This window comes from Prolinoborus fasciculus, assembly GCF_056724605.1.
In genome coordinates, this window is sequence record NZ_JBWZQN010000049.1 from 1 (window position 1) to 21615 (window position 21615).

The 21615-nt window shown below is 40.7% G+C and carries 22 protein-coding genes, 1 tRNA gene and 1 pseudogene; 12 read left to right on the top strand and 12 right to left on the bottom strand.

All coding sequences use genetic code 11. From position 1 onward, the window contains the following. From AC1P5O_RS11755 to AC1P5O_RS11785, 7 genes are all read right to left on the bottom strand, one after another. On the bottom strand, positions 1 to 271 hold a 271-nt coding region (locus AC1P5O_RS11755), incomplete at its 3' end, for a hypothetical protein (RefSeq protein ID WP_499006054.1). Positions 272 to 513: 242 nt separating this feature from the next. Next, positions 514 to 1431, bottom strand: coding sequence for a hypothetical protein (locus AC1P5O_RS11760; protein ID WP_253147568.1), 918 nt, complete (start codon positions 1429 to 1431; stop codon positions 514 to 516). 37 nt (positions 1432 to 1468) lie between these two features. After that, positions 1469 to 2602 carry a toxic anion resistance protein gene (locus AC1P5O_RS11765; RefSeq protein WP_253145779.1) on the bottom strand — a complete coding sequence of 378 codons (1134 nt, stop codon included), beginning with the start codon at positions 2600 to 2602 and terminating at the stop codon, positions 1469 to 1471. Positions 2603 to 2618: 16 nt separating this feature from the next. Next, positions 2619 to 3410 carry a tellurium resistance protein gene (locus AC1P5O_RS11770; protein ID WP_253147569.1) on the bottom strand — a complete coding sequence of 264 codons (792 nt, stop codon included), beginning with the start codon at positions 3408 to 3410 and terminating at the stop codon, positions 2619 to 2621. A gap of 341 nt (positions 3411 to 3751) precedes the next feature. Next, entirely contained in the window at positions 3752 to 4156 is a 405-nt protein-coding gene (gene rnk / locus AC1P5O_RS11775) for a nucleoside diphosphate kinase regulator (protein WP_253147570.1), read from the bottom strand. Positions 4157 to 4661: 505 nt separating this feature from the next. After that, positions 4662 to 5912 (bottom strand): serine hydroxymethyltransferase, encoded by a 1251-nt coding sequence (glyA, locus tag AC1P5O_RS11780; protein ID WP_253147571.1) that lies wholly within the window; start codon positions 5910 to 5912, stop codon positions 4662 to 4664. A 154-nt stretch (positions 5913 to 6066) separates the two neighbouring features. Then, a complete protein-coding gene (locus tag AC1P5O_RS11785) occupies positions 6067 to 7311 on the bottom strand; it encodes an alpha/beta hydrolase family protein (protein WP_005247471.1) in 1245 nt (414 codons plus the stop codon). A gap of 331 nt (positions 7312 to 7642) precedes the next feature. Between AC1P5O_RS11785 and AC1P5O_RS11790 the strand changes: the two genes are divergently transcribed. The 4 genes from AC1P5O_RS11790 to AC1P5O_RS11805 all read left to right on the top strand — a co-directional run bounded on the left by AC1P5O_RS11790 (position 7643) and on the right by AC1P5O_RS11805 (position 9660). Beyond that, positions 7643 to 8341, top strand: coding sequence for a DUF3820 family protein (locus tag AC1P5O_RS11790; RefSeq protein ID WP_004645595.1), 699 nt, complete (start codon positions 7643 to 7645; stop codon positions 8339 to 8341). Positions 8342 to 8442: 101 nt separating this feature from the next. Beyond that, entirely contained in the window at positions 8443 to 8673 is a 231-nt protein-coding gene (locus tag AC1P5O_RS11795; RefSeq protein WP_499006060.1) for a hypothetical protein, read from the top strand. Between the two features lie 108 nt (positions 8674 to 8781). Beyond that, on the top strand, positions 8782 to 9108 hold the full coding sequence (locus tag AC1P5O_RS11800) for a hypothetical protein (protein ID WP_499006061.1): 327 nt from the start codon (positions 8782 to 8784) through the stop codon (positions 9106 to 9108). A 201-nt stretch (positions 9109 to 9309) separates the two neighbouring features. Continuing rightward, entirely contained in the window at positions 9310 to 9660 is a 351-nt protein-coding gene (locus AC1P5O_RS11805) for a hypothetical protein (RefSeq protein ID WP_005263440.1), read from the top strand. A gap of 251 nt (positions 9661 to 9911) precedes the next feature. Here AC1P5O_RS11805 and AC1P5O_RS11810 read toward each other — a convergent pair whose 3' ends face one another. Beyond that, entirely contained in the window at positions 9912 to 10130 is a 219-nt protein-coding gene (locus AC1P5O_RS11810) for a hypothetical protein (protein WP_005263443.1), read from the bottom strand. 993 nt (positions 10131 to 11123) lie between these two features. Between AC1P5O_RS11810 and AC1P5O_RS11815 the strand changes: the two genes are divergently transcribed. After that, on the top strand, positions 11124 to 12695 hold the full coding sequence (locus AC1P5O_RS11815) for a sensor domain-containing diguanylate cyclase (protein WP_499006063.1): 1572 nt from the start codon (positions 11124 to 11126) through the stop codon (positions 12693 to 12695). Between the two features lie 30 nt (positions 12696 to 12725). Here AC1P5O_RS11815 and AC1P5O_RS11820 read toward each other — a convergent pair. Further along, positions 12726 to 12801 (bottom strand) — tRNA-Arg (locus AC1P5O_RS11820). 190 nt (positions 12802 to 12991) lie between these two features. Here AC1P5O_RS11820 and AC1P5O_RS11825 point away from each other — a divergent pair. The 7 genes and pseudogenes from AC1P5O_RS11825 (at position 12992) to AC1P5O_RS11855 (ending at position 19076) form a co-directional block, all read left to right on the top strand. Then, positions 12992 to 13927 (top strand): ABC transporter ATP-binding protein, encoded by a 936-nt coding sequence (locus AC1P5O_RS11825; protein WP_005103790.1) that lies wholly within the window; start codon positions 12992 to 12994, stop codon positions 13925 to 13927. Then, positions 13924 to 14697, top strand: a complete 774-nt coding sequence (locus AC1P5O_RS11830; RefSeq protein ID WP_004279041.1) for an ABC transporter permease — start codon at positions 13924 to 13926, stop codon at positions 14695 to 14697. Before AC1P5O_RS11825 ends, AC1P5O_RS11830 begins: the two co-directional genes overlap by 4 nt. After that, positions 14697 to 15512, top strand: coding sequence for an NADPH-dependent 7-cyano-7-deazaguanine reductase QueF (queF, locus tag AC1P5O_RS11835; protein WP_004279042.1), 816 nt, complete (start codon positions 14697 to 14699; stop codon positions 15510 to 15512). The genes AC1P5O_RS11830 and queF overlap by 1 nt, the downstream gene beginning before the upstream one ends. Before the next feature lie 19 nt (positions 15513 to 15531). Continuing rightward, entirely contained in the window at positions 15532 to 16185 is a 654-nt protein-coding gene (locus tag AC1P5O_RS11840) for a hypothetical protein (RefSeq protein WP_004279043.1), read from the top strand. Positions 16186 to 16474: 289 nt separating this feature from the next. After that, a complete protein-coding gene (gene mltB, locus AC1P5O_RS11845; protein ID WP_004731648.1) occupies positions 16475 to 17476 on the top strand; it encodes a lytic murein transglycosylase B in 1002 nt (333 codons plus the stop codon). A gap of 591 nt (positions 17477 to 18067) precedes the next feature. Further along, positions 18068 to 18361, top strand: a pseudogene (locus tag AC1P5O_RS11850) (septal ring lytic transglycosylase RlpA family protein); the annotation flags it as partial. Positions 18362 to 18620: 259 nt separating this feature from the next. Then, on the top strand, positions 18621 to 19076 hold the full coding sequence (locus AC1P5O_RS11855; RefSeq protein ID WP_004731650.1) for an Mpo1 family 2-hydroxy fatty acid dioxygenase: 456 nt from the start codon (positions 18621 to 18623) through the stop codon (positions 19074 to 19076). A gap of 33 nt (positions 19077 to 19109) precedes the next feature. On the opposite strand, the gene AC1P5O_RS11860 is transcribed toward AC1P5O_RS11855, so the two are convergent. From AC1P5O_RS11860 to rpsB, 3 genes are all read right to left on the bottom strand, one after another. Continuing rightward, positions 19110 to 19610, bottom strand: a complete 501-nt coding sequence (locus AC1P5O_RS11860) for a DUF3465 domain-containing protein (RefSeq protein WP_262466783.1) — start codon at positions 19608 to 19610, stop codon at positions 19110 to 19112. Between the two features lie 145 nt (positions 19611 to 19755). Then, a complete protein-coding gene (gene tsf / locus AC1P5O_RS11865; protein WP_004279049.1) occupies positions 19756 to 20631 on the bottom strand; it encodes a translation elongation factor Ts in 876 nt (291 codons plus the stop codon). A 142-nt stretch (positions 20632 to 20773) separates the two neighbouring features. Beyond that, positions 20774 to 21520, bottom strand: a complete 747-nt coding sequence (rpsB, locus tag AC1P5O_RS11870; RefSeq protein WP_004279050.1) for a 30S ribosomal protein S2 — start codon at positions 21518 to 21520, stop codon at positions 20774 to 20776. Positions 21521 to 21615 lie beyond the last annotated feature (95 nt).

The following is a 21615-nucleotide window of genomic DNA, read 5'->3' on the forward strand; positions in this document are numbered from 1 at the left end:
GAATCAGCGAAGTGAACTCATGGCCCATTGGCAAGCCTGCAAAGAATACACGTGGTTCTTCACCAGCTTTAGCAATACCAAAGCTTGGCGCACGTGCATTGTTCCCGTCAAAGCGTGCAGTCACCAGGTCAGACAGTGCAGCCACTTCGGACACCAATTCCTGGATTTTGGCTGATTTGTCAGAGCCATCTAAAGTCGCGACCAGTTCAATCGGGCCTTCTAGGCGTTCTAATAGGGTTTTAAGTTGAGCTGAAGTATTTTGGTCTAACATTGCTAACGTCTCCAAAGGAGTAAATGTTTATTTGATAAGAGGATATTAAATGAATTGAAAAAATAGGTAAAACAGTTTGTTTTTATTTTATTGATCGATATTTTAGATCGTTAAGCTAATCCTAGTTTTTTTCTGCCTTATTTAAATTTTTGAGCTGTGTTAAGCAAGTTAAATAGGTTGTCTTAAAAATAGCGTTGAAATTTCATCAAAAAATGCTCCCTATTCAGGAGCATTTTGGGAAATTAATGAATCCGCTGTTCGATACGGAGTGATCGACCCTTGATTGAGTTGGCCAAGAAAAACAAGATTAGGCTAAGTAGTGCCGATAAAATAGCAACACCAATAATAACCAGATTCGTGATCTGGCTCAATTGATCCGCCTGTTGCACCTGTGTATTTACACTCTTGGCTGCTGGTGTCATGGCTTGACCATAGACCTGTTGCTGCATGGTCCAGATTTGTTCAGGCTTGAAACCATATTGTTCAAATTTAGGATCCTGTTTTTCTGCTTCAACCAAGTTTAAAACATAAGGTTTTGCGGCAGATAAATCTTGAGGCTTATGCAGCAATGCCGTTTGCGCCAATAAATAAGATTTCACCGGTGCTGCAATCTCTGAATCAGCCAGGTAACGGGCGATTTCACTATCATTGATATTACTATCGTAATACACCACTTGCTGATAAGCATCATCCCGATCATTGCGCAGATCATGCTGCCAGTAAGTTAAGCCTGACCAAATTACGATAAAAGCAATCAGCCAGGCGACAAATTTCAGCACAAAAGACTGAAAGCGCACATAAAAGAAACGCAACTTTTTCAGTAAGCCAATCACAAAAAATGCACCGATGAAAGAGGCAAAAATTTTAATAATCAGCCAGCCAAACCAGCTCAGCAAACTAAAAAAATAATCTGGACTATCACCAATGCTGGCCAGTGTGGCATCTACACTGACCGGCAAATGCAACTGCTGTACTTGAGTACTCAGGCCAAAAAAGCCATAGACCAGTTCCTGCTGGAAAAATAGGCTGATCAATGAGGCTATAAATACGGTAGAAGTAGTCAAACCCAATAGCATCAAATTGCGTTGACGTTTCTTGAGTGCAACTACCCCCTGCTTGATGTCCTGAGGCTTAACGGCGTATTCATCTAAGGGCGGCAATCTCTACTCCTTCTTACAGATTTTGGCCCTACCTGATTTAGTTGGGCTTGGATCCACTGGTACTTGATTCAATCACCAAATGATTCAGATTATCCTGCAAAGCTTTCAAACGCACGGTTGCTTCTGTGCGTTTTTGTACACCTTCTTTCTGAATCTGAATCACATCATTTACAGTTTTAATGAGGGTGTTTTGCACATGTTCAAGCGTTTCAATGTCGATCACCGAGCGTTGATTGGCTTTAGCCGTATCAACCGAGTTCTGATGTAACAGGTCAGCATTACGGCGCAGCAGCTCGTTGGTAGCATCATCAATGGTATTGGCCAGCTGTACACTGTTCTTCTGTTCACTCAACGAAATCGCCAGACTGATCTGGTTTTTCCACGCCGGTAAAGTAATGTTTTTGATCGCATAGAACTTGTCGACCAACATCAGGTTATTCGACTGGATAATCCGGATCATTGGCAAGGTCTGCATCGCAGATTGCTGCAATACCTGTAAATCACTGACACGTTTTTCCAGATTATTGGCCAGATGGTTCAGGTCATAAATTTTCTGGGTGGTGCTCTGATCTTGCGGCAAGGCGGTTAAAGTGGAAATTTCCTGCTGCAGCTCCTGTTCGCGTAAACGGCCTGCGGCGATATGTACCCCGAGCTGTTTATATTCATCCTGTACCCCGTCAAACATTTTATCCAGGGTATCAACACGTGCTTTCAAACCGGATTGCGAGGTTTCAATCTCTTTCACCAGTACATCTAGCTGCTCTTTAGTGGTATTGAAATGCGCATCAAAGTTATCTTTCGCACCTTTGAATTTGCTAATGATATTGCCAAAAAAACCCGAACTTTTCTTTTTATTGAGAATACTGCTGGTATTCAGCTGCTGAGCCACCTGTACCACCTGATTCAGCTTCTGTCCTGTCGCATCCAGATCTCTATTTTGCACCAGATTCAGTAATTCATCGGTATAGGTCGAAGTTTTGGTCGCAATATTTTTGCCATATTCAGCCACGCTGTTATGACTCATGTTCTGCAACTCTTTACGTGCAGCCAGCACCTCCTGAAAGTCAGCAGACTGTAAACCCAGTTCTTTCAGGTCCATTTGCTGGAATTTTTGTTCGACCAGTTCATTCGAGCTTTCAACAGGTAAATTTACTAAATCAGACTTGGTCATAGTTCACCTTATATTGTTATGTTTTCGAGGGTTTCTCGAGGGATTTTTTTAACGTTTTAATCAGACTCTCACGGCTATTATCAAGTTTTTCCAGATCACTTGTCGAGTGTTTCGTCTGGCTTTGTTTGACATGATATTGCCAGGCCGGAATCAAGACCTGCTGTGCTTCCTTAAAGCGATCCAGCAGGCCAAAGGAAAGCTGCTGCGAAAGCTGCATCTGGGTAATGGCGATGTCATTACTGCTTTGCAAGGTACGTAAGGTATTAATTTTCTTGGAGAGGCGTTCTGAAAAATTATCCAAGGGATGCTGGTTTTTGACGAATAGCGGATATTCAGACAGAAACTCGTCTGCTGCGACAATGTGCTTGGCCATCTGTTCGCGCAACCCCAAAAGCTGCTGAAAACGCGACTGCGATTTCTGAATTTCAATCTGTAATTTACGGCTTAAGTGATCGGCCTGATCGAGCAAACGGTCTAGCCGTTGATAATATTCCACCTGACTTGAGCCATAATCCAGATCGATGCCTAGCCATTTCTGTAGGGCATTAAATTTACGTTTTTTCAGATATTTTTTAGATTCTGCCAAAGCCTGAATCAATTGCTCAATGGTATGGCTTAACTGTTGGGTCAAGTGCGGATCTACACCATTCAGTAGAACGGACTGTGCCTGAATCAAAGCATCTGCATAATGATTCAGCCCATATTGATTATCCAGTACAGGCACAAGCTCATTACGCTTAATCGCCAGAATTTCCTCACGATCAAGCATCATGTCAGTCAAGGCAGGTAGAGCTTCAAAGCGCGACATGGTTGAGGCGATATCCTTTAAAAAAGTGAAACAAAGAAGTCTAGAACATCTTCGAATGTAGCAAAAAAACAGACTGCGTTGTGTATATTTATCCAGAAATTCGTTACATCACTTTAACTAAATCTATGTTTTATCTTTATTTTAATTATGATTTTGGCAATACGATTCAATTGCAGAGATAAATGACTACATTGCATTTTGAGAATTATTTAACTTTAAGCATTTAGAACTTTAAAATGTATTCAATCTGATCTAAATGCTTACAACATCAGGTTTTACTTAAAATCCATATACAAAAAAAGCCATATTGCTATGGCTTTCAAGGATGATCCAACGCTGGCTTAAAGATAATCCCCTTCGCTCTCCGGCTGAAACAGCACTTTTTCAATGGTCACTTTCATGGTATTACCATCCGGTTGTGGCCATTCAATGGTTTGACCTTCTGCTAAGCCCAAAATGGCTGCACCTATCGGTGCGATGACATTGACCTGCCCCTTTTCACCTTTAAATTCGTGTGGGTAAACCAGTGTCACCTCAACAGCTTCCGTAGAAGGTGCAATCGTCAATAGTACACGTGAATGCATGGTCACGATATTGCTTGCGATCGCTTGCGGCTCAACTACTTCGGCACGTGCCAATTCATCCTCTAAGCGGATCATGGTTTCGCTCAGCTTGCTCTGGTTTTCCAGCATCGTTTCTAGACGCTGCAAATCCTGTTCAGATAAAATAATGTTGGGTTTAGTCATCCTTATTACCTTGTTTAATGCATAAATGAAAAATTAATCAATCAACCGCCAACAGCATTTTTAAATACAGGATTTACCCATATTCAAATGATACCGATCCATATAACGTTTAAATAAAAGGAATGTTGTCATTCACAGCGCTTATATCAACACCACCTTACAGTAACATGGGATTCACTCAAGCGCTTCATCTACCATGATCTTCAGCTCAATAACCTATTATTTTTAAAGTGTCAGGTTCTGAAAATAATTCCTGTAAATAATTTCAAGCAAAGCGTGCAACGAATGCATCCATTCTTTTAAAGCATTTTAAAATACAAATAGTTGATAAAAGACTTTAAGCCAGATTGAGAAAAACTCAATATGATTTTATTGATGACCCAATCTCTTGCGGCAAGGAAATTGATCTATGTAAGTCCGATCAAGGCCAAACATCTTTTATATCGTTATTTTTACAGCTATAAAAAAAGCTCCCGGTTGGGAGCTCCTTTCCGTTTATAAGCAATTATGCATAAACTGGGAATTTAGCACATACCGCTGCAACTTTTTCTTTAACCGCGTTGATAACAGCTTCATCGCCTTTCGCATCTAGGATATCAGCGATCCAGCCTGCAAGTTCACGTACTTCAGCTTCACCGAAACCACGAGTAGTCACAGCAGGTGTACCGATACGGATACCTGAAGTGACGAACGGAGAGCGTGGATCGTTTGGTACAGAGTTTTTGTTCACAGTAATGTGAGCTGCACCTAACCAAGCATCAGCTTCTTTACCTGTAATGTCTTGTTTGATTAAAGACAACAAGAACAAGTGGTTTTCAGTACCACCAGAAACTACGTCATAACCGCGTGCGATTAATACTTCAGCCATTGCTTTCGCATTCACAACTACTTGTTGCTGGTAAGCTTTGTATTCAGGTGCCATTGCTTCTTTGAAGCAGATTGCTTTCGCAGCAATCGCATGAACCAAAGGACCACCCTGGTTACCTGGGAATACAGCTGACTGTAATTTTTTCTCGATTTCTTCGTTTGCTTTCGCAAGAATAAGACCAGAACGTGGACCACGAAGTGTTTTGTGAGTCGTAGTCGTAGTAACGTCAGCGATTTGTACCGGGCTTGGGTAAACGCCAGCAGCAACTAAACCTGCAACGTGAGCCATATCAACAAACAGATAAGCGCCAACTTTGTCCGCGATTTCGCGGAAACGCTGCCAGTCAACGATTTGACTGTATGCAGAGAAACCAGCAACGATCATACGTGGCTTGTGCTCAAGCGCTAAACGCTCAACTTCTCCGTAATCGATCTCGCCAGTTTCAGGGTTTAAACCGTACTGAATCGCATTATATGTTTTACCAGAGAAGCTTACTTTTGCACCGTGAGTCAAGTGACCACCGTGAGCAAGGCTCATACCCAGAACTGTATCGCCCGGGTTCAGAAGCGCTAAGTAAACTGCTGAGTTTGCTTGTGAACCAGCATGTGGCTGAACGTTAGCATAATCAGCACCAAAGAGTTCTTTAGCACGGTCAATCGCCAATTGTTCGATAACGTCTACATACTCGCAACCGCCATAGTAGCGTTTACCTGGGTAGCCTTCCGCATATTTGTTAGTAAGTTTTGAACCTTGAGCTTCCATAACTGCTGGTGAGCAGTAGTTTTCAGAAGCGATTAGCTCAATATGAGCTTCTTGACGAGCATCTTCATTCGAGATTGCTTGAGCTAATTCTGGATCAAATTCAGCGATAGAGATATTGGCAAACATTAGCGAGGTCCTATTGATTTAGGGCTTTTAAGCCGTGCTAAGATTGGCGCGTATTGTAGCATGAAGTTTTAAATTTTCGATCATGAACTTTATTCAGTTTGCAATAAAAATGGCTCATATCTAAAAAAACATGAGCCATTCAGATAAAAATAAGTTATTGAATTGGCATTAGAGATTTTACATCTGAAATAATATTAGGAATATTCAGTGCATAGACGCTACCATGATCCCATTTAGTCGCATTTGACTCATCCGTAATATAACGTACTGAAGTTTGTTTCTGATTGGCGAGTGCAACCAAAACATCTGTTGCTGCTTTCGGAACGGTACTATCTGCTGAACCCTGATAAATAATCACTGGCGTAGACACTTTGACCTGTAAAGGCTGAGAATCTTTATCCAGGAAGTTTTTCACCACCGGAATACTCATGAAGTTGGTTTGAGTACGCGGATATCCTTCTAAAGTTCCGTTATTTTGAGCATACTGTCCCATTGCAGCACCAAATTTATTACCCAGTACATCATAGCAATCAGTTTCCGCATTCTTAGCGATCTGGTCAGTCGGTGTTTTAAAAATCTGGCTATATTGCAGATTTGGGTTTGGATTACGTAAACCGGCAGTAATCAATGCCGTGAACGTATCTAAAGACGCCAAAGTTTCAATCTTTTTACCCAGATCGGTTTCTTGTCCAGCTTGCGCCTCACCACCTGACAAAATCAGGCTAAAATTAGAAGCAGGTGCTAGAGCCACTGTCCCCTTATAAGTCATTTGAGCAGCTCGTGCTGCATATTGTGCAGCACCTAAAGCTGCCTGTCCCCCTTGAGAATGCCCAACAGCCATCCATTGACTAGATGCATCTGTCCCTAAATAATCTTTTGCAGCGACAACGGCATCGGTAATCGAATAGGCTTCACTCTTGAGATTCAGGAAAGGATGGAGCTCTTTTCCACCAGGCTCACCTAAACCTTCATAATCGGGTGCAACGACCACATATCCCGCTTGAAGAAATCCAGCAATCATATTCCTGATAAAAGGATTCAGTGCATTTCGACTTGGTGCACATTGGTCAGCAACGCCAGTCGTGCCATGAGCCCATGCGACGATCGGCCATCCCTTTGCTGGTGGTGTTCCCTCAGGGGTGAACACCAATGCAGTCGCTTGTGTTTCTTTACCATTAATCCCTAACATCTTATAAGTCATGATCACACTTTCGTCAGCGATCCCGGCGAAATCCGTTTCAGTATAGGCCACCGGGGTTGCCACCACCGGATTGTCTATATCATTTACAGGAAGAGCAGGTTTGGACTCGTAAAAACGATCATTATCACTATCATCGTTACAAGCAGTTAAGGCCACACTTAATGTGAGAAGAGTACAGGTCAATACTTGACGTTTCATCGATCTTATCCTTATCTTATTTATTATCATCTCTAATGAGTTTTTCTGGTTTTATCTTTAACAAACGATAAAACCACATGTAATTTCCCAATTTATCTAAACAATATCAAGAAAAGAATGCGTTATTTTTTCTATTAAATTCGCACCGGTTTAGATTTATTATGAAATCAACAAACTTTAAAATAGAGAATTTCTCCTCTCCAGAACTATATAAATAGTCGTCATACGTTAAAAAGCCTGCAATTAATACAGAAATAAAGCAATTCAATTGTCAGTTGCAAAATAATAATGTTAGATTTTACTCTCCTCTCTTTTCAGGCACATTTCCGACATGCAGGCCATTATTCTTGATACCGAAACGCATACTTTAAATGGTCAACCCATCGAAATTGCTTATGCGCCTGTCGAAATTGTAGAGCATAAAATCAGTCTGGATAAAAGCCGCCTGTTTGATCAGCTTTATTCATGTGACGAAGCCATTTCTTTTGCTGCCATGGCCGTGCATCATATTCTGGAATCGGATCTGGAAGGTCAGCCGCATTACAGTACCTTTCGCCTGCCTGATGAAACCGTCTACATGATCGGCCATAATATTGATTATGACGTCCGTGCCATCGAAAAATGTGGTGTAGATACTTCAAAAATCAAGGCGATTTGTACACTGGCTTTAGCACGTCGGGTCTGGCCAGATGCGGAAGCACACAATATTTCTGCCCTGATTTATATGATCACCAAAGGCAGCGAAAGAGCGCGTGAAATGATCCGTAAAGCGCATCGTGCCGATATGGATATTATTTTAACGGCCAATATTTTAATGCATATTGTGCATCATTTAAAAATCAACAGTATGCAGGAATTATTCGATGCTTCTGAAGATGCCCGAATTCCACGTACGATTAATTTTGGTAAACATCGCGGCACCGCTATTGCAGAGCTACCTGCTGACTATGTGCAATGGTTGTTGCGTCAAGATGAGCTAGATCCTTATTTACGTAAGGCACTTGAAAATACGGCGATCACGACATTATAGTTTTTATCAAAATAAACCTCTGTATTTTAATAAATACTTCATATTAATGTAATTTTCACAGACTATGCTCTAGCTGAATTTAAGCAACCATCTATTCAGTTATGATGCATTTTTATAAAACTCAACGTGGGATCGAGGTGCTACAGGATCGCTCCATCCCACTGACCGCACGCCAACGCCGCTTATTGGTTCTGATCGGCAGCCAGGATTTCAACTTATTAAATGATGGCTTAAAACACCAGCTTGCTCCTGCCGAACTCTTAGATCAGCTTTATGCCATGGATCTAATCGTTCCGGCTGAAACTGGCGAGGTAGCTATCAGTCAAAAGTAGGCTGATGCAAGATCAGATACAAAAGTTGATCTGGCACACTCTGAGATTCACCGTTCGTTGAATTCCTCGATAGCAGCGGATTCTGCGACAAAAGAACTCCATCCTGAGATGGAATCCATTAAAGTAGCGCAGGACATTCCATCTGCTGAAACGGATTCAAGCCATGCAAAAAAGCTGCCTGAACTGCAACCTATGTCTTTTGAAGACCTTAAATATATGATGATGGAAAGCTTACAAAAATATTGTGGCTTGATGGCCAAGCAGCAAATTCATCAGATTTTACAGGCGCCGGATACGCGCAGTTTAAAACTGTGCCAAATGCAATGGATCACGTCCCTTCAGGAAAGCCGTATTGCTCCCCAAGAATTGAATCACATTCTGAAGCAGATCAATTTTGCTTTAGATCAATTACAGCAAAATAAAGCTGAAGACTAATAAGATCTTAGTCTTTAAAACTCTTAAATGAGCAAGTTTAACAATAAGCTAGCTTTGATTATTTAAGATAACTGATTGATTATTTGAAATATTTATATTCAAGCGAAATTTAAAGCTCGGAATATCCGACTTAAGCGTGATAGAAAAAATAATTACAATCCCGCCATATAGTGAGCATAGACATCCGGTAGGATCATGTATATGTCACATTATTTAGAATTCGATGCGTTCGATAATCCAATGCAACTGAGTAAAGTTGGCAACTGGGTGATCACCTTTTTAAGTCCGGTTGAAGAACTGCAATTTGTGCAACTGGCGATTACCTATGTGCTTCCCCGCCAGATCAGTGATAGCTTGCAACCGCGCCGTATATTGATTCAAAAAAGTCCCATTGAGCATCATTGGCTGATTCAGGCCATTGAATGTTTTGATAGCACGACTCGTCAGGAAATTTCTTTAAGCCCTGAGCATACAACCGCACAGCAAACTTTAGCGCAGATTTTGCAAGAATTTGAAAAATATGATGTGAATTTACAGCTTAAACAGATTTAACCACCTGCCCATTCTATTGATTTTTTATCAAAATTGGATATTTCTTCGGCCAATCAAGGCCCACTACCACGTTGTCTTCTCTTAGAGATTGAATCAACTTATGATTATAGCTGCACACATTAGCATCCAAGCTAGCAAATACCAAAGTATAAAAAAACTCACCTAAATGGTGAGTTTTTTAACTGCTGAATCGGTGATTTCGGATAAATAAGTTCAATTTTTTTCTACCTATCTGAAGTTCACTGATTAAATTATTCGACAACGCGATAAATATTTGAAGATTGTTGGCTTTCAAATAATAGCTCAATACTCGGCAGAATGGTTTCACCATCCACCACAATATGTTCAATTTTTTTGACCAACTCAGCTACATGATGAGTGTTGTGCTCTGCAAAGGAACGCAGCATAGCTTTCGCCTCAGTCACTTGACTAAATTGATCTTTCACCTTGATATCAATCATCTTTGACATTTTTCCTTCCTCTCTCATTATCCAATTTGCAGTTTTTTATACCATAATTAGCCAAGCGATTAATCTTCAAGATGTTAACGAATTTGGCAATGTAAACTTTTTTATCTGGAGGGATTATAATAAAAAGAATATTAAACTGAATGAATTGCGCAGACATTAAAAAAGCTCGCATTTCTGCGAGCTCTGTGTTGGATGGCTAGTGCTAGATTTATTGTCTGGTGATGAACATCAAACTCAACTAACTGTCATTGATCCGTCCAACTTATCGGTAGCGTCTTATTGGTTTTACGACCTACCATGAGTTCAATATAACAGTATTTTTTTAGCCAACAATACTCTTTTACACTTCTAAAAGAAGACTTATACAAGATTCCAATTGTCATTTTTTTAAAGCAGATTAGAATATTTCTGGCTTGTCTTACGAAGAATTTTGCATTCATATCATCTTTATCTAATTTATTGATTTCTAGAAAAATACCTTATTAAGCATACAACTTCCCATTGCATAGACGGCTCAATACTCTCGTTCATAATCTCAATAAGCGCTTTAAAATTTAAGTTGGAATATGATTTTTTATAAAAAAATACTTCCGGAAAAGGACGCAATATTCAAAGAAACTACTGTCATAGAATCGATACGACTAATTTTAAAATGATTATTTTTCAAAAAATGGCAACAATTTAATCTCCCATCAAGATCAATTAACCATATTTTTGTCTGAGTATTTAATTACTTACATAAGGAAATCAAAATTATTCAATTGATTTTCTGAACGTTAAATACCATATTTTTATTTGCAGCATAGTCAAATATTCAGAACCTTACTCAGCTTTTCAAATCCACCCTATTTACAGCCAAGCGATCTATAGATTCTCAATTTGATTAAAATAAAAACATCCACTTAATGAAAATTTAATTTTATATCAACCTTAAACATTGAATATAAATGCAATACAATGCTCATAAATACATCGAGATATATCTAATTTTTTATGTCAGCTAATAATTTTAGGAAACACCTTGATCTCAATTTAAGGCAGTTAATACTTTTATTGGCTATTTTTAGTGTGTCTAGCCTTTTTATTATTTCTCTCATTATTAGCTATCAGATCGTAAAAAATCAGTTAATCGACAATTCTCTTGCCTTAAACTCTGATCATGCACATAAAATTGCATTAAGCACAGACAACCATTTTAGAAATATGCTTCTTGAGCTGGACTATAGTGCCAAGATATTAGGTCAAGACTTTAATAACAATGAGCTAAGAGAAGCCGAGGTCAATAAATTAAAATATCAGTCTGAACACTATAACAGTGTTGTGATCAGTAACACCCAAGGCAGACTGATAAACTTTTCCCCTAATATTCTGCATATTGATAAAAGCAAAATACAACATACTCAAGGGATTATTGACTCTCTTCATAAAAAATCGACTTATATATCTTCGCCCTATTTTTCTGTGCAAAAAAATATGATTGTGTTTATTTCTCAACCTATTTTTGACAAGTCAAATCACTATCAGGGCTTCATCGGTTCAGCGATTTATTTAAAAGAAAAAAATGTAATTAATCAGCTTCTAACCACTTATAAAAATTATAAGAATAGTTATATGTATGTGATTAACAATGAAAATAAAATTATTTTCCATCCCGATCGTGAAAGAATCGGTCAATTGGCCAGCAATAATACTGGTCTGGAATATATGCATGCGCATAAAAATGGTCAAATTCGTTTAATCAATAGTCAAGGCGTTGATAATCTGGCAGGTTTTTCTCATATTCCGACTTCAAACTGGATCGTGGTTTCCCAACAACCCACCCATGACTTACTTAAACAGGCAAATTCTATCCTCTATAAATTAGCCGCAGGATTCTTTTTATTTTATCTGCTTGTTTTTTATATTGTATGGCGACTGTCTGACTCTATCTCGGCCCCGTTGAACCAACTGGCAGATATGGCGAGTTTACTGAATCAGGCAGAAATCGGCTCAAAAATTAAGAATATCCAGCCCTGGTACTATGAGGTCACAAAATTCAAGTTAGCCCTACTGCTCAGTGTTCGCAAATTTTCGCAACAAATGAGCAAGATGGATCATCATATTAATACAGATCCTTTAACCGGCTTGATGAATCGTCGTGGTTTGAATTATGCCATGACTCAAAACATGAAGATGAACATCCCTTTTTCAGTACTTCTGATGGATGTGGATCATTTTAAAAACATTAATGACAATTATGGTCATGATCAAGGTGATGTTGTCTTAAAGCATATTGCCAAGACGATGCAGCAAAAATTTCGTAAAGATGATATTTGCTGCCGCTACGGTGGTGAAGAATTTATCATTATTATACCGAACAGCAATCTCACTGAAGTTTATGAAAGCGCAGAAAGGTTCAGAAAAGAAATTGCAGGTAAAGAGATTCAGGACATAGGTCACATTAGCATTTCGATTGGTATTGCTTCTTGGCCAGACAGTTCTAAAAATATTCTAGACGTTTTGAAAACTGCCGATAACAATCTTTATCGGGCGAAAGACGATGGACGCAACTGTGTGCGTTACTAATTTGATTTTTCAGATTTATAGTTAAATAAATGGTGCGCTCAGCGGGACTCGAACCCACGCCACAGGCTTCGGAGACCTGTACTCTATCCAGTTGAGCTATGAGCGCATCTTTTTTGGATCGCGCACATCATAACAAAAAAAAGCATAAGGTAAAGCAACTATCTCTAACTTCATCATTTTTATGCTTAAGCTTTATACAATGTTCCAAAACAGCAACACAGAATTATATGTGAATCACTTGGCTTATTTTGCGAGATCACTCACAATATCTCAACTTTTCACCATTTGAGATATTCATGACTGATGCACTGATCTTAAGGGATTTGTCAAAGACCTATCACAATGGCTTTCAGGCATTGAAAGGAATTAACTTAAATGTACCAGAAGGTGAATTTTATGCGCTACTGGGTCCTAACGGCGCAGGAAAATCTACCACCATCGGTATTATCAGTTCATTAACAAAAAAAACATCCGGTACAGTCGAAATTTTTGGTCATAATCTGGATACCCACCCCTCTCAGGCCAAACAGTGTCTAGGTGTGGTGCCTCAGGAATTCAACTTTGCCCAGTTTGAAAAAACCTTCGATATTTTGGTGACTCAGGCAGGCTATTACGGCATTCCTAAAAAAATTGCACAGGAACGGGCGGAGCTTTATCTGACCAAACTGGGTTTATGGGAAAAGCGTTCCACTCAGGCCCGCATGTTATCCGGCGGGATGAAACGTCGCCTGATGATTGCGCGCGCCATGATGCACGAACCGAAACTGCTAATTCTGGATGAACCGACGGCTGGTGTTGATATCGAGCTGCGTCGTTCGATGTGGGAATTTTTAAACGAGATGAATGAAAAAGGCACCTCTATCATTCTGACCACGCATTATCTAGAAGAAGCGGAAATGCTGTGTCGCCGCATTGCGATTATCGATCGCGGTGTGATTAAAGAAGACACCACCATGAAAAGCTTCCTAAGTCAGCTCAATGAAGAATCGTTTATTTTTGATCTGGCCGAACCGATTGAACCTTTGCATCTGGATATCATCGGCGTGCGATTTAACCTGATCGATCCGATGACCTTAGAAATTACCATGGACAAGGCACATACCATGAATGATCTGTTCCAGTTACTGGAATCACAGAATATTCAGGTACGCAGTATGCGCAATAAATCCAATCGTCTGGAAGAACTTTTTGTGAAAATGGTCGAGAAAAATCTGGATGGAGCTGCGCAATGAACATTAATCAACTCAGCGTAGCTTTATATACCATTATCTATAAAGAAGTCCGTCGCTTTATGCGCATCTGGCCACAGACCCTGTTGCCACCTGCAATTACCATGAGCCTGTACTTTGTGATTTTTGGTAATCTGGTCGGCTCACGCATTGGAGAAATGGGCGGCTATAGTTATATGGAGTTCATTGTGCCCGGTCTGATTATGATGGCCGTGATCACCAACAGCTATGCCAACGTCTCGTCTAGCTTCTTCAGCTCAAAATTCCAGAAAAGTATTGAAGAACTGATCATGAGTCCGGTACCGATGCATGCCATTTTATGGGGTCATGTATTGGGCGGTGTGATTCGTGGGATACTGGTTGCGATCATTGTCAGTGCAGTGAGCTTATTTTTTGCCGATTTATACATCACCAACTGGTTTGTGACTATATATACAGTCTTGATTACTTCCCTGCTGTTTTCCTTGGGTGGTTTTATCAATGCCGTCTATGCCAAATCTTTCGATGATATCTCGATTATCCCGACTTTTGTGTTAACGCCACTGACCTATTTGGGTGGTGTATTTTATGCTATTTCGAGCTTAAGCCCATTCTGGCAAAATTTATCTTTAATTAATCCTGTCGTGTATATGGTGAATGCTTTCCGCTATGGCATTTTAGGGCATAGCGATGTCAATGTCGCCATTTCACTGACAGTAATTACCTTATGTTGTGCCGTGCTGTATGCAGTGGCCTATCATTTACTCTCCCGTGGTTCAGGAATGCGTGAATAATGAGTGTAGAACAATCTCTCCTTGGTAAAGACACCAATTACCCGACAGAATATCAGCCTGATGTTCTGTTTCCGATTTCGCGCGCGCCTGCCCGTGAACAATACGCACATGTCGAAGCGATTCAGCAAGGTGCAGACTGGTGGCATGTATTTGAAATTTCCTGGTTAAATTCAACCGGTGTGCCGCAAGTGGCTATTGGCCGCATTAGCTTGCCAGCGTCTTCGCCGAATCTGATTGAATCCAAATCCTTAAAACTGTATTTCAATAGCCTGAATTTTGCCAAGTTTGAATCTCAAGATGCCTTTATCACGACGGTCGAAAAAGATTTATCTGCTGCGGCTGAAGCTGAAGTTAAACTGCAATTGTTTCAGGTCGATGAATTAGAGATCAGCAAGCCGGAAGGCATCTGCATTGACGAGCTGACACCTGAGCGCCTAGAAAATCATCCAGATGCCAGTTTATTGGCTTTGGATTCGGATGATGCAGCAGAAGGTGAAATCCAGCTGTATTCACATTTACTCAGAAGTAACTGCCCAGTCACTGGCCAGCCGGACTGGGGAACAGTTTTTATACGTTATCAAGGTAAAAAACCTTGTTATAAGAGTATTTTAGCTTATATTATTTCCTACCGTCAGCATAATGGGTTCCACGAACAATGTGTGGAGCAGATGTTTGCCGATATCTGGCAGCAACTGAAACCGGAAAAGCTGATGGTCTACGCAACCTATACACGCCGTGGTGGATTGGATATCAACCCTTGCCGTGTATCGGATTTAACATGGATGCCTCGCCCTATTCGTTTAGCGCGACAATAAAAAACATTGAGGTTGAACAATGCCATTTTTTGGGTTTATTCCTTCTGCAGAGCTTTTAAATACAATTCAGACTGCACAAAAAAACAAAAATTCAAGTGAGCCGCTTTACCCATTGCGTGATAAAACCGCATTAATGATTAATGATGAAATTATTGATGCGATTCTTACCGAGCTGGTGCGTCGCTTTCCTGCCAGCGATAAACGTGATACTGCGGAAAAACTGGCTGGCTATATCAAGTCGACTGTTGCGGTTTTACTGAAGCAGCTATTGAGTAAAGCGCCGAACGATGTGGTCAGAGAGTCAATTGCATTCTCTGAGCGCAGTCTGTTTAAAGATCCTGAAGGACATTTACGCATTGGTGAATCACTGGATGCCAGTCTGGTGACGAATTTAAAACATCATTACGCAGAACTTAAAGCCGGTCAGACTATTGATAAACAAGCGTTCAGCAACCTGTACAAGCAATTTGGTGAAGCGACAGTACGACATTTTATGGTCGACTTTAATAAAACCCTGGATCTTGGCATGATCAAACGCAAGGCAGCAGATATTGGCGCATCTGCAGTGATCAAGGCCATCAATATGGCAGCAGATAAAATCATTCTGAATTTGAATAAAGATGAGCTGCGCGCCATGGCCGAATATCACGACACTTTGTTCTATACAGAATAGTTCAAGATTTTCTACAAATCTTGAGGAATTAGCCTGACTTCGGTCAGGCTTTTTTATGATCAGTGAAATAGCTTGTTACAGATAAGCGACTCTATAAGACAAACTGCCGTAAAAATAGCCAATCCATCGCTATTTTTGTATAAGCGGCTAGGTCTCTTATTCATCCGAATGTTATCTTTAATCTGGCACTTTAAGCCTCACGATTGAAAAAATTTTATCAATCTTTTTCATGGCATGATTCAAATGACATCGCCAGCAACTCATCAAAAAAACTGGAAATCGTAGCAAGATGTTGAAATCGGATTTTTATAAAAAGTTTAAGCAGCTTTCAATCGCACTTACCGCATTTGGTCTCAGCAGTTTGAGTCTGGCCAACGATTTCCAATATCACCCTTCTTATGCCGCTTTTAAGCAGAATGCCATGCAGAGCTATGGGCTAAGTGCCCAGCAAGTAGATTCTGCCATGAGTGGGACGCGTAACCTGCCCAATATCATCAATATCATGAATCGCCCAGGTGAAAGTAAGCCTTGGTATTCGTATAAGACTAACTTCTTAGCTGAATCTACCATTCAGCGCGGCGTACGTTTTAAACAGCAATATGCAGAAACGCTTAACCGTGCTGAACAGCAGTTTGGTGTACCACAGGCGATCATTCTGGGCATTTTAGGTGTAGAAACCGGTTTTGGTAGCAACAAGGGCTCTTTTGTCACTCGTGATGCCCTAGCAACCTTAGGGTTTGGCTATGAACGTCGTGCCCAGTATTTTCAGGATGAACTGGCTGCTTTAATTGCCTGGTCGTATAGAGATGGGGTTGCCACCTCTTCTGTGGTGGGTTCGTATGCCGGCGCTGTTGGCTATCCGCAGTTTATGCCGAGCAACATTCCAAAATTCGGCGTGGACTACGATGGCAATGGTCATATTGACCTGCGTAACTCAGCGGTAGATGCGATTGGTTCGATTGCCAACTATCTGGCACAGCATGGCTGGCAGCGTAATCAGCCCATTGCCTTTCCGGCACGTTATACCGGTTCAAATCCAGATACCGTGATTGCCAAGGATCTGACTCAACCTACCCCCTATGGTGTGTTAAAAACGCAAGGCATCAGCCCAATGAATCCAATCGTAAAAATTGACGATCTGGATCTGGTTAATGTAATTCAATTACAAGAAAATTATGGCTCGATTTACTACATCACTTATCCAAATTTTCAAGTGATTACCACCTATAATCGCAGCCGTATGTATGCCACTGCTTTGTGGTTATTAGGTACCGAAATTACCAGCCGTTAACACTAAAAATTAATACAAATTATGAAAGTCAACATTTTTATGGATTAATTTGTGCGTATTTTAAGCAATTTTAATATTACGTTACAATATTGATTATTTTTTGATCAATAATTGTTTATTTTGCGTTCTTTTTTTAACTATTTTAATTAAACACTAGACAGGGTATTGCCGACATGAATATTATCCATTTCGTTAAATGTAGTTGCATAAGTTAAATATCAGGCATGTTTACATGGTTTTTCAGCCATTTATGAACAACCAATAGATATGCTGTTAGGAGTTGATTCGATGCATTCTTCAATTTTGAAGTCTTTTATGGCCATTGCCACGATCGTCACGCTGACGCAATCGCAGGCAGATATGGTTCCGTCATCTTCATTCACCAATGAAAATGATAATTCGCGTCTTGCAACGCGAGTACTCAATAAAGAAGCTCAAAGCTTCAATTCAAATTTCACAAATTTGAACAGCCTTTCAATCACTGAGCGTTCTGGCGATAAAGTTCGCCGTGAAACCATTGCAGCGAAAATTGAACTTCCTGCAGAAGAGCCTTCAGTGATTGAAAAACTGAATACAGTGGCTTCTAATACTGTACGTAAATTCAGTCAGACAGGTACAGCGTCTTGGTATGGTCGTCAATTCCACGGCCGTAAAACCGCAAGCGGTGAAACCTTTGACATGAACGCAATGACAGCTGCTCATCGTAGCCTGCCATTGAACTGCTATATTCGCGTAACCAACCGTAATAATGGCAAGAGCGTCGTGGTTAAAGTAAATGACCGCGGTCCTTTCCATGGTAACCGTGTTGTTGATTTATCTTACGGTGCTGCGAAACAGTTGGGTATTACCAGTGCAGGTACTGCAAAAGTCAGTATTGAACGTGTCGCTGGTCCAAATTCTTAAGATTTGACCTGCAACACATTTAACAAAAGCCACAGCAATGTGGCTTTTTTATTGTGCTCATTTTCTAGAAGAATATAAACGCTCCTGCTCAGCCCTATCTTAAAGTTCTTTCAAGAAAATTTTGGTAGGCTCATCCTGCCTGATAAAATTCGCTCGCTTGCATGATTAACTTTTGACCATATCCGGATTCTGCTTTATATTTCCAGATAAGCAAAAACATGTTCATGGAATGGAGCGAAGAATGAAAACAATATCTGAATGGTTTGATGAATATAGCGACAGCCATCAAAATAAAACCAACAAGCTGATTCACTGGGTTTGCGTACCGACCATCTATTTTTCGATTATTGGCATTCTGGCGCATTTCAGCGCTTTGCTGACTACCCTGCTACTGGTTTTGGCTTTTATCTTCTATGCACGCCTAGATCTTGTTTTGGCAGTAGCGATGGCTACGTTGACTTTGGTCATGGCCTGGCTCATCTGGATTCTGCCAGTCGGTACCGGTTTCTTTATTGCCCTGTTTGCCTTGGCCTGGATTGGCCAATTTTATGGGCACAAAGTGGAAGGTAAAAAGCCTTCATTCTTCAAAGACCTCCAATTCCTCCTCATTGGCCCAATTTGGTGCATGGATGCCTATTTAGGTAAAATCCTACCGAACTGGAAATCACGCCATAACAGCGCAATTATGAGCATTTAAACGCTATATTCGATTTATCCAATCAGAAGAACCTTATTGATAGGTTCTTCCTTGATGTTTTAACCAGCCAGCGACATGTTTTCGTGCAGGGTCATGATGCGTCCAGTGAATCACCCCACCGTTGTCACTGTATTCATATTCTCCATAAAACTCGACCTGATCCTGTTTTTGAATATTCTGAATACGCGGTGCCAGATCGATATTATGTGCAACCAGTATAGTTTGGCCATTTGGTAACTCGAGGATAAACTTTTGATGACGCGATCCTTCATGATCATCTGGTAAAACAGCAACCACCTGCCCGCTTGAACGAACCTGTAGATCACTCTGGCGATGTTGAAACGCCCGTGCAATTCGATCCAGATCATCAGTCTTTTGAGACGGTACTAAGTTAGGCTCTGAATCAAGCGTTTCAATTGTAGTATCAGATGCGGATGGAATAAGTGGTTGGGATTGTTGTAGATCCAGGCCCAGATAAGCAGCAATCAACAGTGCAATGACTGCACAGATGCTCAGATTGGTTTTATTTGGCATTTTTATAACTTTTTTATTAAATGATGAATACATGATCTGAGCTCTATCACCAAACCCAAATCCTATTCTTGAATTGCTGATGAAGAATAAATCAACATAAAAAAGCCCCATCAATCAGATAGGGCTTTTTCTAATTCCCAAGGAATTATTTTGCAGCAGCTTGAGCAGCAGCAACTTCTTCAGCGAAGCTCATTTCTGCTTTTTTCTCAATGCCTTCACCAACTTCGAAACGAACGAAGTTTGCAACTGTAGTACCAGTTGCTTTAAGAACGTCTGCAACTTTCTTGTCGTTGTCGATTACGTACATTTGACGCTCAAGCACAACTTCATTCAAGTATTTCTCAACAGAACCTACAACCATCTTCTCAACGATATTTGCTGGCTTGCCAGATTCAAGTGCTTTCGCTTCAGCAATTTCTTTCTCTTTCGCGATAAGCTCAGCAGAAACGCCTTCAGCATTTACAGCAACTGGGTTGAACGCAGCAACGTGCATTGCCAAGCCTTTACCTGTAGCTTCATCACCCGTGTAAGAAACAACAACACCGATTTTAAGACCGTGTTTGTAAACTGCAAGGTTTTCGCCTTCAACAATTTTCGCACGACGTACTTGGATGTTTTCACCGATCTTTTGAACAAGAGCGATACGCGCTTCTTCAACAGTTGCACCATCTTCTAGTTTCAATTCAGCGATTTGAGCAGGATCAGTTACGTTTGCAGCAAGTGCAGCAGCAGCAACTTTCGCAGAGAAACCAGCAAAGTTTTCGTCTTTTGCAACGAAGTCAGTTTGACAGTTAACTTCTAGAAGAAGTGCTTTGTTGCCGTCTTGAGCAATTGTGATTGCGCCGTCAGCAGCAATGTTACCTGCTTTTTTAGCAGCTTTAGCTTGACCAGATTTACGTAGGTTGTCGATCGCTAGTTCAACGTCGCCGCCCGCTTCTGTCAAAGCTTTTTTACATTCCATCATTGCAAGACCAGTACGATCGCGCAATTCTTTAACCATGCTTGCTGTAACTGCAGTCATGTTTATCTCCTAAATTCGGTAGAAAATGAATTCTTTTTAGAACAGAAACGGCCCAGAGGAGTTCTCATGGGCCGCCTGCATACATAACGCTTACTTTGCCACCATCACATGTCGCAAAAATGACAAGCTAGCGTCAAACGCATTAAGCCTCAGAAGCTGGAGCTTCTTCTGCTTTAGCTTGTGCATTTGCTTGTGATTGAGCATATTCTTTACCAGCAAGAATCGCATCAGCCATAGCAGAAGCATAAAGTGTTACTGCACGGATCGCATCATCGTTACCCGGGATAACGTAGTCTACGTTGTCTGGGTTAGAGTTTGTATCAACGATACCGATTACAGGAATACCAAGGTTCTTCGCTTCTTTGATTGCAATCGCTTCGTGATCAACGTCGATTACGAATAATGCGTCAGGTAAACCACCCATGTTTTTAACGCCGCCTAAGCCACGCTCAAGTTTTTCCATCTCACGAGTACGCTCTAGAGCTTCACGTTTAGTCAGCTTAGCGAAAGTACCGTCTTGAGATTGAGTTTGAAGGTCTTTTAAACGGTTGATAGATTGGCGAAGTGTTTTCCAGTTCGTCAACATACCACCTAACCAGCGGTGATCTACATATGGTTGACCAGCGCGTTGAGCTTGTTCACGGATGATCGCAGAAGCTGCACGTTTAGTACCAACGAACAAAACTTTGTTCTTTTTGCTAGCCAAGTTGTTAGCAAAGTTCAAAGCATCATTTAACGCAGGAACAGTGTGCTCAAGGTTGATGATGTGAATTTTGTTACGCGCACCAAAGATGTAATCACGCATCTTTGGATTCCAGAAACGAGTTTGGTGACCAAAGTGCGCGCCAGCTTGAAGAAGGTCGCGCATGCTTACGTTGTAATCTGCCATTTTCTTTACCTTAAAGTTTGGGTTAGGCCTCCATATACCCGCATTCTCCACCCTAAAGGGCACCCAGAGTAATGTGTCGATATATGTGCGGATTT